The 15,043-nt window shown below is 61.5% G+C and carries 14 protein-coding genes and 1 pseudogene; 4 read left to right on the top strand and 11 right to left on the bottom strand.

Annotation, left to right across the window (positions count from 1 at the left end):
- Positions 1–195: 195 nt before the first annotated feature.
- Entirely contained in the window at positions 196–606 is a 411-nt protein-coding gene (locus R3280_RS12555; protein ID WP_318998952.1) for an ACT domain-containing protein, read from the bottom strand.
- A 552-nt stretch (positions 607–1,158) separates the two neighbouring features.
- Between R3280_RS12555 and R3280_RS12550 the strand changes: the two genes are divergently transcribed.
- A complete protein-coding gene (locus tag R3280_RS12550; protein WP_318998951.1) occupies positions 1,159–1,404 on the top strand; it encodes a hypothetical protein in 246 nt (81 codons plus the stop codon).
- Here R3280_RS12550 and R3280_RS12545 read toward each other — a convergent pair.
- A complete protein-coding gene (locus R3280_RS12545; RefSeq protein ID WP_318998950.1) occupies positions 1,394–2,020 on the bottom strand; it encodes a TetR/AcrR family transcriptional regulator in 627 nt (208 codons plus the stop codon). The genes R3280_RS12550 and R3280_RS12545 overlap by 11 nt on opposite strands.
- 148 nt (positions 2,021–2,168) lie before the next feature.
- Here R3280_RS12545 and R3280_RS12540 point away from each other — a divergent pair, with 148 nt between their 5' ends.
- Complete coding sequence (locus tag R3280_RS12540; RefSeq protein WP_318998949.1) at positions 2,169–2,564, top strand: DUF2306 domain-containing protein; 396 nt, start codon at positions 2,169–2,171, stop codon at positions 2,562–2,564.
- 60 nt (positions 2,565–2,624) lie between these two features.
- Positions 2,625–3,860: an MFS transporter gene (locus tag R3280_RS12535; RefSeq protein ID WP_318998948.1), complete on the top strand. Its 1,236-nt coding sequence runs from the start codon at positions 2,625–2,627 to the stop codon at positions 3,858–3,860.
- 44 nt (positions 3,861–3,904) lie between these two features.
- On the opposite strand, the gene R3280_RS12530 is transcribed toward R3280_RS12535, so the two are convergent.
- The 6 genes from R3280_RS12530 to R3280_RS12505 all read right to left on the bottom strand — a co-directional run bounded on the left by R3280_RS12530 (position 3,905) and on the right by R3280_RS12505 (position 11,030).
- The gene (locus tag R3280_RS12530; protein WP_318998947.1) at positions 3,905–5,368 is read right to left on the bottom strand and encodes a malate:quinone oxidoreductase; all 1,464 of its coding nucleotides are present in this window, start codon (positions 5,366–5,368) and stop codon (positions 3,905–3,907) included.
- Between the two features lie 119 nt (positions 5,369–5,487).
- On the bottom strand, positions 5,488–6,603 hold the full coding sequence (locus R3280_RS12525; RefSeq protein ID WP_318998946.1) for a histone deacetylase: 1,116 nt from the start codon (positions 6,601–6,603) through the stop codon (positions 5,488–5,490).
- A gap of 58 nt (positions 6,604–6,661) precedes the next feature.
- A complete protein-coding gene (locus tag R3280_RS12520) occupies positions 6,662–7,204 on the bottom strand; it encodes a GNAT family N-acetyltransferase (RefSeq protein WP_318998945.1) in 543 nt (180 codons plus the stop codon).
- A 42-nt stretch (positions 7,205–7,246) separates the two neighbouring features.
- On the bottom strand, positions 7,247–8,236 hold the full coding sequence (locus R3280_RS12515) for an XdhC family protein (protein ID WP_318998944.1): 990 nt from the start codon (positions 8,234–8,236) through the stop codon (positions 7,247–7,249).
- A gap of 2 nt (positions 8,237–8,238) precedes the next feature.
- Complete coding sequence (locus tag R3280_RS12510; protein ID WP_318998943.1) at positions 8,239–10,572, bottom strand: xanthine dehydrogenase family protein molybdopterin-binding subunit; 2,334 nt, start codon at positions 10,570–10,572, stop codon at positions 8,239–8,241.
- Complete coding sequence (locus tag R3280_RS12505) at positions 10,569–11,030, bottom strand: (2Fe-2S)-binding protein (RefSeq protein WP_318998942.1); 462 nt, start codon at positions 11,028–11,030, stop codon at positions 10,569–10,571. The genes R3280_RS12510 and R3280_RS12505 overlap by 4 nt, the downstream gene beginning before the upstream one ends.
- Positions 11,031–11,219: 189 nt before the next feature.
- On the opposite strand from R3280_RS12505, the gene R3280_RS12500 reads away from it, so the two are divergent.
- Positions 11,220–12,545 (top strand): hypothetical protein, encoded by a 1,326-nt coding sequence (locus R3280_RS12500; RefSeq protein ID WP_318998941.1) that lies wholly within the window; start codon positions 11,220–11,222, stop codon positions 12,543–12,545.
- 32 nt (positions 12,546–12,577) lie between these two features.
- Here the strand turns inward: R3280_RS12500 and R3280_RS12495 are convergent, their stop codons facing one another.
- The 3 genes and pseudogenes from R3280_RS12495 to R3280_RS16905 form a co-directional block, all read right to left on the bottom strand.
- Positions 12,578–13,813 (bottom strand): permease, encoded by a 1,236-nt coding sequence (locus R3280_RS12495; protein WP_318998940.1) that lies wholly within the window; start codon positions 13,811–13,813, stop codon positions 12,578–12,580.
- Between the two features lie 90 nt (positions 13,814–13,903).
- Positions 13,904–14,743: pseudogene (locus R3280_RS12490) on the bottom strand (HAD-IC family P-type ATPase); the annotation flags it as partial.
- A partial coding sequence (locus R3280_RS16905) for a heavy metal-binding domain-containing protein (protein WP_413468776.1) occupies positions 14,744–15,043 on the bottom strand: 300 nt, incomplete at its 5' end.

Genomic DNA, 15,043 nt, shown 5'->3' with positions numbered 1-15,043 from the left:
TTTGATAACAGAATAGCTATTCTAGAAATGACTTTAAGTGTACTGCGACCCGCGCCTTGATCCGTCATGATAAAGAAGAGGTTATTTCAGCGCGCGACCCAAGCCAAGAATCGAGGTCAGCCAGACCACGAAAAACCCGAAGCTCACCCCTCCTTGGGTATGGACTACACCTAGTTGTTGGGCGCAATCGCTCAGTTAGCCCCCCGGATTCTCGGCAAGCTCCTCAAGCGCTCTTAGTGCTTCTTCCGTGCGGTCACTCGGCACGAACATGTGGTCGTGATAGAACCCGGCAATCACGTTCGTTGTGATGCCGCGCTCGGCCAACACGCGCGTGACCACCGACGTAAGGCCCAGCGCCTCAAGGCTTGAGTGCCCCTCTAAAGTTATGCGGCTGAACACACGGTAGTAGTCCAGGCCCTCCGCTTTTGCCTGTTCAAGCGGAATTACCAGTGTCAGGCCCTCCAGTTCCGCGATACTCACAATCGGCTTGAGGTGCTCCAACTCGCCATAGTGAGCCTTAGGCACCGTGCAGTAAACGTAGGATGTCTCGTCCAGCCTCGGTGACAGCTGTCTGATCAAATTCTGAAGAAACTCAGTTCGCATCATTGCTTAACCTCAGTTTACTTTTCTGCGGGTACTTCGGAAATCGTATCGCGTTTTTCAGTGAACGGAACAGATCTCGACAATACGCCGGGCTATCCCAGACTGTCCCAGCACTGGAAGATACCTGGCGGGAGCGTCTGCTGAATCCATTTCGGCAAGCTTGGCGGGCAGGAGATCGCCCCCCTCGCCTTTCGACGACACAAATCCGTCACGACCCTGCAACGCTTCGCAGGTCATGCTGTGCCCATTGGTCAAGCTCGGAACAGATCCGTAGCTCCGGCTTTCGGGGCATAGGGTCGGATGGTAGCTCCTGAATAAAATCTTAATATCAGAATCTTGTGCATTTATTTTCAAGCTACTTCTGCGCTTGTCTGCAGATGATTGGTATTCCGATTATTGCAAGAGTCAGCGCCGGTAAAAGTGCAGGTTTTAGGGGAGCCAGCCCTTATTAGCTATTGGTCTGATGAGACGCTAAAAAATTGGCACCCTAGGATCTCTGTCGTTATACAGTTACGCAGATTGATTTTGGATCAATGGACGTTACGGAGTATCCCCATGAACCCGAACCTCATCTCTATCATCCACCCCTTCGTACCGGATCTGATGCTGAGGGCCGCTGAACCTTCCGAAGACAGCCGCCCCCGGGAAGCCACCAACACCGCCTTCGATCTGGTCAGCAATGAAGGTGAACTCGTGGGCCACATCAAGGCCTGGTGGGATGAAGATGATTTTGCAGGCTTCGTGCGCTTTGACAGGGAGGGTAACGTGGTGGAATGGAAGTGCTTCAAGCTTAACTCTTAAGCAGACCTTTCATGGTTATGGAGTGGGCCGCCAGCAGTCGCATCTCGATATCGGTGCCCTTGTCTGCTCCCGGCGCACCGGTTCTGTCCAGAACCATCTGGGTCATGCCGTGTACCAGCGCCCAGGATGAGAACGCGGCCCCCCGAATGTCGACCTGGCGAAATCGGCCGGAGCCCACCCCGCCGCGGATCACCTCCACCAGAACCTCGAATGCAGCAGCTCCGGCAGCCTCCACCTTCTCCGAGGACACACCGGCTTTCCTGGGCCCGAACATGAGCTGGTAAAGTGCAGGCCGCCGGCTGCCAAACCGGATGTAGGCCAACCCCGTGGCCAGAAGCTGATCGTCCGCATCGGATCCCGCCGCCAGCCGCGCTTCATCGGTGACGCGCCGGAGCTCTTCAAACCCGCGGATCGCAATCTCCGCCAGCAGCCCATCCTTGCCCGCGAAATGGTTGTAGGGTGCGGTGTGGCTGACACCCACCCGCTTGGCGACCGATCGCAGGGTCAGCTCCTGCTCGCCCTCCTCCAGTATGGCCAGGCCGGCATCAATCAGCACCGCCCGCAAGTTGCCATGGTGATAGGTTTTGTCGTCTTTATTACGGTCTGAAGTGGCCATGCCGGGAATCATACCGCGGAAGGGATAATGTTGACAGCGTTAATATTTAAATTACCATTGTAAACATTGGTTGGCAAAAGCAGGCGCGAGGAGCTTGGGATGCACCGCACCACATACTCGAGAAACGGCATAGCCAGGTGGTCAACGAATGAACATTGAAATCTTCACCGAGGCCCCTTTCGCCATTCAGTCCCACATCCTGGTGGCGTTTGGCGCTGTGGTTGCCGGCGGTCTGCAGCTCGCACTTCCCAAAGGAACACCACTGCACAGGGCGACCGGGAGAGCCTGGGTGCTGTTCATGGTGATCGTCGTCCTCACCTCTTTCTTCATTCACGAACTGCGCGTCTGGGGTATCTGGAGCCCCATCCACGGGCTCTCCATTTTCACCCTGGCGGTTCTGATTATTGGAGTGCGCGCAGCTCGCAGGGGCAAGGTCCGAACCCACGCCATTACCATGGCGCTCACCTATTTCCTGGCACTCATACTGACTGGTGCGCTCACCCTGCTGCCGGGGCGGATGATGCATCAGATGGTTTTTAGTTAAGGCAGACTCCCTGGCGTAGTTACTGCATGATGTCTGATGCACAGACATGCGGAGACTCCGATGCCCACATTTTCGGTCCTTAAGCCTATTCGATCGATCCTGGTCAGCGTCGCCCTGCTTCTGCTTGGCAATGGCCTGATCAATACGCTGCTGGCACTGAGGGGCACGGCGGAGGGTTTTTCCAGCGCCTTCCTTGGGGTGATCATGTCCGGCTATTTTGTCGGTTTTATCTGCGGCACCTGGGCGAGCCGACGGCTGATCCGGCGGATGCGCCATATTCGGACATTCGCGTTCTGTGCCGCCCTCTGCGCCAGCGCAGCATTGCTGCACCTGGTGTTCATCGATCCCTGGGTCTGGCTGGTGCTCAGATTTGTTTACGGGCTTTCCTACATCACCCTGATCACAGTGATCGAGAGCTGGCTCAACAGCCAGGCCCGTGGCCCTGAGCGAGGACGGGTGTTCGCCATCTACATGGTGGTCAATCTCGGGGCCCTGGCGTTCGCCCAGCAGATCCTCCGGTTCGGCAGTACTGAGGGTTTCCTGCTCTTCGTCGTGGTGTCGATTCTGATCTGCTGGGCGCTGTTACCCATTACCCTCACCAGCAAGCCCCAGCCGGAGATCTCCGAGCGGCCGCAGGCCAACCTTCTTGAGCTGGCCAGGTTCGCGCCCCTGCCGGTGGCTTCGGCCTTCCTGTCAGGGCTGGCCATGGGCGCGTTCTGGGCTATGACGCCGATCTATATCATCGGGCTGGGTTTTGATATCGGGGCGGTGGCCACAGTGATGAGTCTTACCATTCTGGGAGGCGCCCTCTTCCAGCTGCCGGTGGGCCGTTATTCCGACCGACACGACCGGGCTCGGGTGATGAACGTGATCACCTTTGCGGCCGCCGCAATGGCACTGGCGATGCCGCTGGGCACCCAGCCGTTTGTGCTGATGGGTCTGTTTTTTGTCTGGGGCGGTCTGGCGTTCTGCCTTTACCCATTATCGGTCGCGCAACTGATCGACCAGCTCCAGCCAGATGAAGTGGTTGGCGGCTCCTCGGCCATGTTGATGCTGCATGGCGCCGGTTGCGCCATCGCCCCGATTCTGGCCGGCACCCTGATGAACATGGCCGGCGGCCATGCCCTGCCCCTTTACATCGCGGTCGTGTTAGCGGGGCTGGGTACGTTCACCTTTTACCGTCGCCGCCGCGTTACCGATCTCACCCGGGGAGAGCCCGCTCATTTCGAACCCATGGTGCAGAGCGGCGCCGAGGCCCTTGATATGGCCTTTCGCGACCGCCCGTCAGATCCCTGACTCAGGATAGCAGAGCTGCCACACAGGCAGCTCTGCCCAGGGTTTTACTTCGCGCCGCTCGCGCTGATGCCCAGGCGCTGGTTGGCGCTATCCCGGATCTCCCGGTAGCGGTCGGCGTTTTTGATCAGGGCCTCAAGGTTGTCCTCCGGGAAGATCTTTTTCTTCTTCTCCTTGGCCTCATCGGAGTCGAAGATCGACGGCATCAGCTGCTCCAGGCAGCGCAGCATCACCTCGGGTGACACCGAGGCGCCCGGCGAGGCCCCCAGCAGTGTGCCGTAGGTCTTGTCGCTGGACACCAGTATCTCGGTGCCCATCTGCAGGTCGCCGTCCTTGATGATCTGCACCCGCTGGCCGGCCTGAACCGGTTTCCAGTCAAACTTCTCGCTCAGCCCCGGCGCGAACTCGTCGAGTTCCTCGAACATGCTCTTCTCGCCCTTGAAGGTCTCTGAAACCAAGTACTTCACCAGCGGGAAATGCTCCAGGGCGACGTTCAGAAGCGCCGGAATGTCGTGCAGGCGCATGGAGCTGAGGTAATCAAAGAAGCCCCGGCCCTTCTCGAGCACCGGCTTGAAGGACGCAAACGGCCCGAACAGCAGGTAGTGCTTGCCATTCACCACCCGCAGGTCCAGGTGAGGCACCGACATGGGCGGCGCACCCACTTTGGCTTTGCCGTAGGTCTTGGCGCGGTAATGACTGGCCTGCTCCTCGGTTATGGAGGCCTGCAGGAAGCGCCCGCCCACCGGGAAGCCGGCAAAGCGGCTGCGGAACGGCAGATGGCTTTTCTTGAGCAGCGGGAAGGCACCACCGCCGGCGCCCACGAACAACACGTCCGCCTTGTACTGGAGCGACGCTTCCTGGGTCTCGGCCTCGATAATCCAGCGGCCGGTGGGGCTTCGGTGTACGCGCCGGACGTGGGTGCCGTACTCGATCTTGACCCCCAGGTCCTGCACGGCGTGGGCCGCCATCTGTTCGGTCAGCGCGCCAAAGTCCACATCCGTGCCGGTCTCGATGACAGTGGCCGCCATTTTCTGGGAGCGCGGGCGGCCCTCCATGCAGTAGGGAATCCAGCTTTCAATTTCATCAAAGTCCTCCGAGTAGCGCATCTGCTCGAAGAAGTGATGGCCAGACATCTCCCTGAATCGCAGCTTCAACTCGTCAATGGAGGGCTCGGAGACAATGGTGCAGTGCTTGGTCTGGTTGATGAAGGTCTTGGGGTCGGGGATGGCGCCCTTTTCCACCAGGTGGGCCCAGAACTGCTTGGCCACGTTGAACTGGGCGTGGATCTTCAGCGCCTTCTCGACGGAGATGACCTCCTCGTCCACCGGAGTGTAGTTGAGCTCACAATTGGCTTCATGACCGGTACCGGCATTGTTGAAGACCCAGGAGTTGCCGGCGCCGGGGCCGTCCAGCCTTTCAAGGATGGTGATATCCAACTCGGGCGCCAGCTCTTTTGCCAGGGTGGCAAAGGTGGTTCCCATAATCCCCGCGCCGATAATGATCACGTTCATAAGCTAATCTCGCCAGTCTGAATGTTCGGAAATCGGTGAACAAAGTTTGCTGGCGGGAAGGTACCATGACAGCCGCGGAAAGCCTACAGCGGGCGGTGGTCGGGTGAACGGCGCCGCTGTCAGGCCGCGCCGTCCTCGTCCTCGTCGCTGAACGCGGAGCGGTGGAACTCGGCGGCCTCGGCGGCCTCCTTCACTCCGGTTTCCATCAACTCCGGGACATCGCCACCGGCCAGGGTTTCCAGCACGGCGTGGACGCCCCGGGACAGTGAGGTCAGGTTGTAGCCCCCTTCCAGAACCAGTGCCAGCCTGCCATTGCAATGTTGGTCGGCGATGTCCTGGACGATGCGGGTGATGACCTTGAAACCGTCATAGGAAAGGTTCAGGGCCATGTCGTTGCGGTGGGGGTCGAAGCCGGCGGAGACCAGCACCAGGTCCGGTTTGAAATGCTCCGCCGCCGGCACCAGAATCTCGCGAAATACTTTTTCAAAGGCGATATCGCCGGCGGACTCCGGCAAGGGGACGTTGATGGTGTAGCCCTCACCAAATCCCGCGCCCACCTCCTCAAGATCACCGGAACCCGGGTAAAAAGGCGCGGCGCAGTGGGTATCGAAGAAGAGCACGTCCGGATCGGCCCAGAAAATGTCCTGGGTGCCGTTACCGTGGTGGGCATCCCAGTCGACGATCAATACCCGCTCGCAGCCCAGCTTTGCCTGGGCGTGGGCCGCTGCTACCGCGACGTTGTTAAGCAGGCAGAAGCCTCGTGCCCTTACCGGTTCAGCATGGTGACCGGGGGGACGCACCAGGGCGAATGCGCTCTGGCATTCGCCGTTGACCACGCTCTCCACTGCGGCAATGGCATTTCCCGCCGCGGACAGGGCGGCCGTGATGCTGTCCGGCGAGACCGCGGTGGTGTCGGAATCCAGCCAGGCACTCTTGCCCGCCAGGGAAAACACATGGTCCAGGTAGGAGGTGGTGTGCACCCGGGCCAGCTGGTTGTAGGTGGCACCGGCTCCGGACTTGAACTGCACCCCTTCGACCGGATGCTCTTCCAGGTACTTCATGATGGCGGTGAGCCGGCCTGGATGCTCGGGATAACTCCATTTGAAATCAAGGCCCTGCAGGATGTTCCTCACGCGCTTCTCAACACGGCTGGGCATGTAGGGAAGATCCACCTCGGGATTGTGGCCCAGCATGGCCTGGTCATAAAAGACGTTCACGGATCGGTCACCTAACACTGCAGCCTCCTTCTTACGATTTGCGTCCCGGTCATGTTTTTGCCTTCCGGCCCCTGCGTCAGGGCCGGTTTGCCAGGGCTTCCTGCACCGCGCTGGTGAACGCCGCCGCGCGCACCCCGACGGTCTTGAAACCAAGCCGGGTCCAGACCGCCTTGGCTTCCTTGTTCGACGCAGAGTATTCCAGTATCAGCTCATAGGCCCCGCGGCTCTCGGCAAACGCCACCAGCCTGCGCAGCAGGTCCGGGAAGATGCCTCGCTTGCGGAACTCCGGCTCCACCCAGACATCATCAATGATGCCGGAGCGATATTCCACATGCCGGGTCTGCTCCCAGATCCCCTGGTTGCGCATAACATAGATATAGCCCATTCCGACCAGACCGGCCTGCGGCACCTCCGCCACAAGTAGCTGTTTATTAGGATCGGTCAGTGATGACCGCAGCACGCCCAGCAGGCGCTGCCGCTCACTCTCCTCCAGGCTCTGGGGCGGCGCACCGGAAACATGCAGGGCCAGCTTGGCGAGAAACTCCACCAGTACCGGGAGGTCCTCGTCCACCGCTTCCCGGATCAGATGCTTTCCCGCGGTCCTGGTCTTGTTTGCCATTGCAGACCTCCCTGAGCCTTGCCTGTCGGCGAATGAAACCGTTCAGCCGGCAACCGGCATTCGTCCCCGTCGTACCCGGACCAGATCCGCCAAGATCGCGAGCGCAATCTCCGCCGGTGTCTTGCTGCCCAGATCCAGGCCTATCGGCATATGGATCCGCTCGATCTCCGCATCACTCAGCCCTCCGGTGCGACGCAGGCGCTCTGCCCTGGCCCCGGAGGTGCGCCGGGAGCCCATCACACCAATGTAGCCGGCGGCCGTCTTGACCGCCGCCATCATCGCCAGATCGTCAATGCGCGGGTCGTGGGTGACGGCCACGACGGCGGTCGATGCATTGCAGGCGCCCTCCGATGCGATATAGAGAGAGGGCAGCAGCGGAAGGAAGTCGACACCCTCGGGCAAGGTCATGGTCTTGGTGACCTCCTCCCTCGGATCACAGAGAACGACCTGGTAGCCGAGGCTGAGGGCGAAGTTGGCGCAGGCCTCGGCCACCGAGGAGTAACCCGCCAAGATGAGCCGGGCAACCGGCCCCACACGAATCCGGATCACCTCCTCCCCTGCCTGCCACTGTACCCGTGGTCCGTTCGGGCCGGCGTTCTCAAGCCAGATGCGGCCCTCGCTCAGCAGCACATGACGGATCACGTCCCCTTCACCGCCAAGCGCCGCTCTTACGACATCCAGATGGGCCAGGTTTTGTGAATCCGGCGCCAGGCGCTCCACCAGCACGTCCAGACGCCCGCCACAGGGAAGGCGTACACGGCTGTTCCGGGCGACTTCGCCGGGTTCACCGTAACGCACAACCAGCGCCGGCTGGTCGTATTCTCCCGCGGTAAGGCGCTCGAGGAAGTCCTCCTCCACGCAGCCGCCAGACAGCGAACCCAGGTGCTCCCCCTTCCCGGTGGCCACCATCATCGAGCCGGGCTCCCTTGGGGACGAGCCAAACGTGGACAGGACGGTACAAAGCCACACCACCCTGTCCTGCCCGAGCCATTCGATGGCCTGGTCGAGCACCCGGTAATCCAGGTTCTGCATGGTCAGGCGCTCAACTGGTCAGCCACCGGGAGTCGGCGTATGCGCTTCCCGGTAGCGGCGTAGATGGCATTGCACAGGGCGGGCGCCACTGGTGGAAAGCCCGGCTCACCGACACCACCCATGGCGTCGTCGGGGTTGTCGATCAGGTGCACCCGCACCACCTCCGGCGCGTTGGGCATGCGCGGGATCAGGTACTTGTCGAAGTTGTCCTGCTGGGCGACGCCATCCTCGAAGGTCACCTCGCTTTGCAGGGCGACACCGATACCCATGATCACCGAGCCCTCCATTTGAGCCCGGATCCGCTCCGGATTGGCCTGGGGGCCGCAATCGAAGGCAATGTCCGCGCTGTGGATGGTCACCTCACCCTTGTCGTCCACCTCCACGTCAAAGACCACCGCGGTGTAGGAGACAAAACTGTGGTGGAAGGCCAGACCCAGGCCCCGACCCTTGCCTGTCTCACGTCCCCAACCGGCCTCTTCGGTAGCGCGCTCGATCACCCGGCGCATGCGGGCCACGTCGATGGGGTACATGTCCGGATCTTCGCCATAGTTCCAGCCGTCACCCACGGTCAGGTTGTGAATCTCCCGGTCCGGCCCCAGCAGGTCCAGCACATAGTCCCGGTGGTCTTTGCCGGCGGCGACCGCCAGCTCGTGGGCAAAACTCTGGATGGCCCAGGCATGGGGCAGGTTGTAAACAGAACGGAACCAGCCAATGCGGACATGGGCCGGGGCCGGCGGATTCTCCAGCCGGATGGCGGGAATGTGGAAGGGCATGGTATTGAAGCCCATGCCCAGTTCGAACTCGGCCTTGTGCTCAGGGTCCGGCGCAAACAGGGAGGTGATGCTAGGGGACAGGGTGCGGTGGCGCCAGCTGGTGGCCTTGCCTTGCCCGTCCAGGCCGGCTTCCAGGTGGTCCACCGAGACCGCGTGGAAAAAGGCGTGCTGGATGTCATCCTCGCGGGACCATTGCAGCTTGATGGGCTGACCCTCGAATTCCTTTGCCACCCGGGCCGCCTCATTGACGAAATCCGGCTTGGACTTGCGGCCGAAACCGCCACCCAGCAGCGTCTGGTGGACGGTGACCTTCTCCTTGTCCACCCCCAGTATGCCCGCGATACCCTCGCGGGTGGCCCTTGGATTCTGGACCGGGGCCCAGGCTTCCGCTTTGCCGTCCTTGACCAGGACCACCGCCACCGGCGGCTCCATGGGCGCCTGCGCCATATGGGGCATGTAGTAGGTGGCCGAAACCCGCTTATCAGCGGATTTCAGGGCGGCTTCCACATCGCCATTCTGGCGGATGACCTTGCCGGGGGATTGCGCCGCCTTCTCGAGGGACTTCCGGTAGGCCTCGGAGGTGTAATCGGCGTTATCGCCGGCCGCGCCCATGTCCCATTCGATCTTCAGCGCCTTGCGGCCCTGCATGGCGGCCCAGGTGTTGGACGCCACCACCGCCACGCCACCCAGCGGGCTGAATGCCGCCGGCTGCTCGGCGGTTTCAATGCGAACGGTCTTCTTCACGCCAGGGACCTTGAGCGCCTCGCTGTCATCGACGCTCCTGATCTTCGCGCCATAGACAGGCGGGCGGGCCACCACCGCGTAAAGGGTGCCCTCCAGGTCCACATCGGCGCCAAATACCGCCTTGCCGGTGACTATGTCCCTGCCATCGATGGCTTTGGGGTAGGCGGACTTGAGTTCACCGTTGATCAGCCCGGACTCCTTGCCGATGAAGCGCAGCTCGCTGTCGGACTTGAGCACCAGGGCATCCCGGCCGGGAACATCCAGTTCCCTGGCCGCTTTGGCCAGTTCACCAAAGCCCAGCTCCCTGCCGGAAGGCTGGTGTACCACCTTGTGGACCCCCGCCTTGACCTCATGCAAGGGAACATCCCACTGGTTGGCGGCGGCCTGCTCCAGCATCAGCCTGGCGGATGCTGCTGCCCGGCGCATGGGGTCATACCAGTGACGCATGCTGCGGGAGCCGTCGGTGTTCTGGTTGCCGTATTTGTCCTGGTCCGCATTGGCCTGCTCAGCCCGGACCTGGTCCCAGTCCGCGCCCAACTCGTCGGCGGCCACCATAACCAGGCTGGTGCGGATGCCCTGCCCCATTTCGGCCCGGTTGTTGATGATGGTAACCAGGCCGTCGGTATCGATGTGGATAAAGACGTTGGGGTTGTCCACCCAGCCGCCGGGCATGGCGCCGGCGCCAAACTGGGCCTGTTCATTGGCAAAGCCCAGGTCCCAACGCGCAGCCAGCAACAGGGCGGAAGCGCCTGCGATGCCTTTGAGAAGTCCCCGGCGGCTGACATTGGCCAGCAGCAGTTTGTCGTCTGATCGGCTCATGAGCTGGTCTCCTCGTCCGCGGCACGTTCAATGGCCGCCAGGATGCGGTTGTAGGTGCCGCATCGGCAGAGGTTGCCGGCCATGGCGTCGATGATTTCCTGGGTGTCCGGCTGTGGCGTTCTCTTCAGCAGTGCCGTGGCGTTCATGATCTGGCCGCCCTGGCAGTAGCCGCACTGGGCCACCCCCAGGTCCAGCCAGGCCTGCTGGACCTTGTTGCCAACCGCATCCTCGGCCATGGCCTCGATGGTGGTGATCTCGCCCGTAGCGGCGGATACCGGTGTTACGCAGGAGCGAATCGCCGAGCCATTGAGGTGAACGGTGCAGGCTCCGCACTGCGCGATACCGCACCCGAACTTGGTGCCTTTCAATCCCACAACATCCCGAATGGCCCAAAGCAAGGGCATGTCGTCAGGAATATCCAGCTCGTGCTGCTCTCCATTTATGGTCAGGTTAATCATCAATCTCTCCCATCATCATGTTTTCGCGGCCCGGGCTCGCTGGCCAAACCCTTTAAGCCTAGTATCCATCGCCAGGTCTCACCAGTTGACCAGGGCATTCCACTGAGCGAAACCAGATGGGAAACCTTGAACTCCAGGGGATTCTGGGGCTCCATCCTTGCTAAACTCACGTCAATTCCTGCCAGTCCCATGGCATATCTCCTGACCGGCAAGGCAATCGCAAACAGAGGGCCACTCTTGGAAAGAACCAGTGACTATTCAGCAAAGTCGGAAGCGGCAAGGCTGAACCAGCAGTGCGTTTGCGTCACGCTCGACCGGACGGCCATTGTTCGCAACCTGGCCCACCAGCTTGGGGAAAAAGCCGACGAAATCCTGTCCAGCGACGCCTGGCAGCAGTTCTTCTCCAATGTTGCTGTCTTTGTTTCCGGCGACGACCTGGGGCAGATGCAGGCAATTGTGGGGGCGGTGGAGGCAGCGGCTTCTCTCCCCGAGTATCAACAGCAGGTGCGGTCCTGGGCGCCGGCCAGTGGCCAGCTCAATCCCGGGCCCGCCGGCGCTTTCATGGGCTATGATTTTCACCTCGGCGAGGACGGCCCCCGCCTCATCGAAATCAACACCAATGCCGGGGGCGCCTTCCTCAATGCCGAGCTGGCAAGGGCCCAGGTGCAATGCTGTGGCGGCTCCACCCGGGCCGCCCGGGCCGAGGACTTCGATGCCGCGGTGATTGGTCAGTTCGAAAGCGAGTGGCGCGCCCAGCGAGGCAGCGGCCGACCGGAAAGGGTGGCGATTGTCGATGATGACCCGACCGGCCAGCATCTCTACCCCGAGTTCAGGCTGGCGCAGCAGATGTTCCGCAAGCATGGGTTGGACGCGCTCATACTTGCGCCCTCCGAGCTTAAATATGACGCGGGTGCCCTCTACAGTGGTGACCGGCGAATCGATCTGGTCTACAACCGGCTGGTGGATTTTGGACTCGACGCGCCCGAACACGCCGCCCTGCGCGCAGCCTGGTTGGGCGGTGGCGCTGTCATAACCCCGAATCCCTTTGCCCATGCCCTGTTCGCCGACAAACGCAACCTGGCGGTACTGTCAGATCATGCGATCCTCGAGGGCTGGGGCCTCAGCAAGGACCACGCCCAACGTCTTCATTCAGGCATTCCCACCACAATACGGGTCAACGCCGATGACGCCGAGAATCTCTGGCAACAACGCCGGGACTGGTTTTTCAAGCCCGTATCAGGCCACGGCAGCAAAGGCGTGTACCGGGGCAGCAAGCTGACCAGGAGCACATTCGCCCGCATTCTGGAGAGCGACTACATCGCCCAGGCGTACGTGCCGCCCTCTGAACGCCGGGTTCTGGTGGATGATGAGCCGGAAATGCTCAAGGTGGATGTGCGCCTGTATACCTATCGCGGCAGCCTTCTGCTGGCCGCGGCAAGGCTATACCGTGGCCAGGCCACCAATCTTCGCACGCCGGGCGGCGGTTTCGCCCCGGTGCTGCTGAAGCAGGGCTGAAACCGGGCTGCCCGGACACTTTTCGGTGCGCGTTACAGCAGCGGCGCCAGGGTGCCGCCTACCAGCCACACCAGCGCAATCACCACCAGCACCCGAAGTACCTTGTCGGTCATCGAGGCGCCGCCGTGATCGTGATGGTCATGGCAGTGGTGATGGGAGTGCTGCTTCTGACCTTCCCGGTAGAACCACACCAGCACCACTGTGGTGGCCAGGAACAGGATGTTGAGAACCGCCTGGTAGTTCCATTTGAAGAACTCCCGGTCCCCCATGGCCACCTGGTTGCCAAAGTCCGGCAGCAGGCCCAGCAGCGCCAGGGCGTAGTGCATGGTCAGCGAAACCGTGACAATACCCACCAGCATCAGCGCGAGGATGTACAGGGCCATTTTCCAGCCGTAGTAGGACGCGTTGATCCGCAGGACCGGCAGTACAACCAGATCGGAGAAGATAAACGCCATGACGCCGGCAAAGCTCACACCCTGGGCAAACAGCACCGCGGCCAGAGGGATGTTGCCCATGGAGCCGATGAACGTGAAGAAAGCGGCGATCGGACCCACGAGGGTCTGCGCCAGCACCGCCAGGAAGCCGGGGTTGGCGGCATTCTCGCCGCCCGAGCCGAGAAACAGCGCCTCGAAGAAACTCTGGGGCACCATGGCGGAAATGATACCGGCCACGGTGAAGCCGATGAGCACATCCTTCCACACCATCTGCCATTCCATGACATAAGTCTGGCCGATCTGTTGCCAGCCTTCCTTGCTCTTGATCTTCTCCTTCCAGCTTTTACTGGCGCCGTCGCCGTCCGAGTCGCCGTCATCCATCTTCCTGCGGGCCTGTGCTTCCAGGCGGCGGGGCCGGGTGATCCGCACCAGCAGCCAGGTCACCAGGATCAGCAGGATGCCACCCACGTACTCCCCCACGACGAACTGCCAGCCCAGGAATACGGCGATCACCATCCCCAGCTCGATCACCAGGTTGGTGGAGGCCAGCATGAATGCCAGTGAAGGGGCAAGGCCAGCACCCTTGTTGAAAATCGCCCGGGTAGTGGCCAAAGCCGAGAAACTGCAGGAACTCGAGAGGAAACCGAAGAAGGTGCCCAGGGCCACACTGCGCGGGCCGTCCTTGCCCATGGCCTGCTGCATGCGCTTTCGGGTAACCAGAACCTGGATCAGGCTGCTGATGATGTAACCGAGGATGAACGCCCACAGTGCCATCCAGAAAAAACCGAGGCTTGTGGTTGCAGCCTCATGCCAGAGAGTGACGAAATTATCCAAATCCTTCCTCCTGTTCGCTCAGTCGTCTGATGAGTTCTGCCCGAAGAATCGAAGGCCTGAAGTTGCTCTCCTTGAGTTGCTTGCCCGAAACTACTCTCCCGAAATCTTGACCAGCCTGAGCCGCAAGGCGTTGCCAATCACGCTCACCGACGACAGCGACATGGCCGCAGCGGCAAAGATGGGCGATAGCAGGATACCGGTGAAGGGATAAAGCACACCCGCCGCAATCGGCACCCCTGCTGAATTGTAGACAAAGGCGAAGAACAGGTTCTGGCGGATGTTCCGCATGGTGGCCAGGGACAGCTTCCTGGCTTCCGCGATGCCCATCAGGTCGCCCCGCAGAAGCGTAATACCTGCGCTCTCGATGGCCACGTCGGTACCGGTCCCCATGGCAATGCCCACATCGGCCTGGGCCAGCGCCGGGGCATCGTTGACACCGTCCCCGGCCATGGCCACCACCCGCCCTTCCTTCTGCAGGCGCTCGACGATCTTGCCCTTGTCCTTCGGCAGTACCTCTGCCTCTACCTCGTCAATGCCCAGTTTGCGGGCGACCGCTTCGGCGGAGGTGCGGTTGTCACCGGTCAGCATCACCACCCGGATGCCGTCTTTCTGCAGCGCCGAAATGGCCGCCCCGGTGGTTTCCTTGACCGGGTCGGCAATGGCGATCAGGCCGCAGACCTTGCCGTCCACCGCCGCAAAGATGACGGTGGCACCGTCCTGGCGAAGCTGGTCGGCCTCATCCTCGAAGTCGGCGGTGTCGATGTCCTCGGATTCCATCAGCAGGCGGTTGCCCACCAGTATCTGCTTGCCATCGATCCTGCCGGTGACGCCCTTGCCGTTGGGGGAGTCGAAATCCTTGGCGTCCGGCAGCTTCAGATCCATGTCCTTGGCCTTGTCGAGGATGGCCTGCGCCAGGGGATGCTCGCTGCCTTACCAGAGCACAACCGGCGTGGCCAGTACCAACTGTATCCAGTGAGAGATATGGGATGGCACCACCTGGTCGAGGCCGGTAAAGTGCCCGCCCATTTCCAGGACCACCATTGGCAGGGCCAGCACCAGGCCGATCCAGAACCGCCGGGTCATGTCCTTGAGCTCTTCAGACGGACCTTCCACCAGGCTCGCCTGCTCCGGCTCCAGAGCCATACCACATTCAGGACAGTCACCGGGACCCTCCTGGCGGACCTCCGGATGCATCGGGCAGATGTACATGACGCCGGGTTCGGCGGGCTC

The organism is Marinobacter sp. (genome assembly GCF_033722195.1).
Classification (GTDB): Bacteria; Pseudomonadota; Gammaproteobacteria; order Pseudomonadales; family Oleiphilaceae; genus Marinobacter.
The sequence above is the reverse complement of the archived record's forward strand: the minus strand, read 5'-3'. Positions and strand labels throughout refer to the sequence as shown.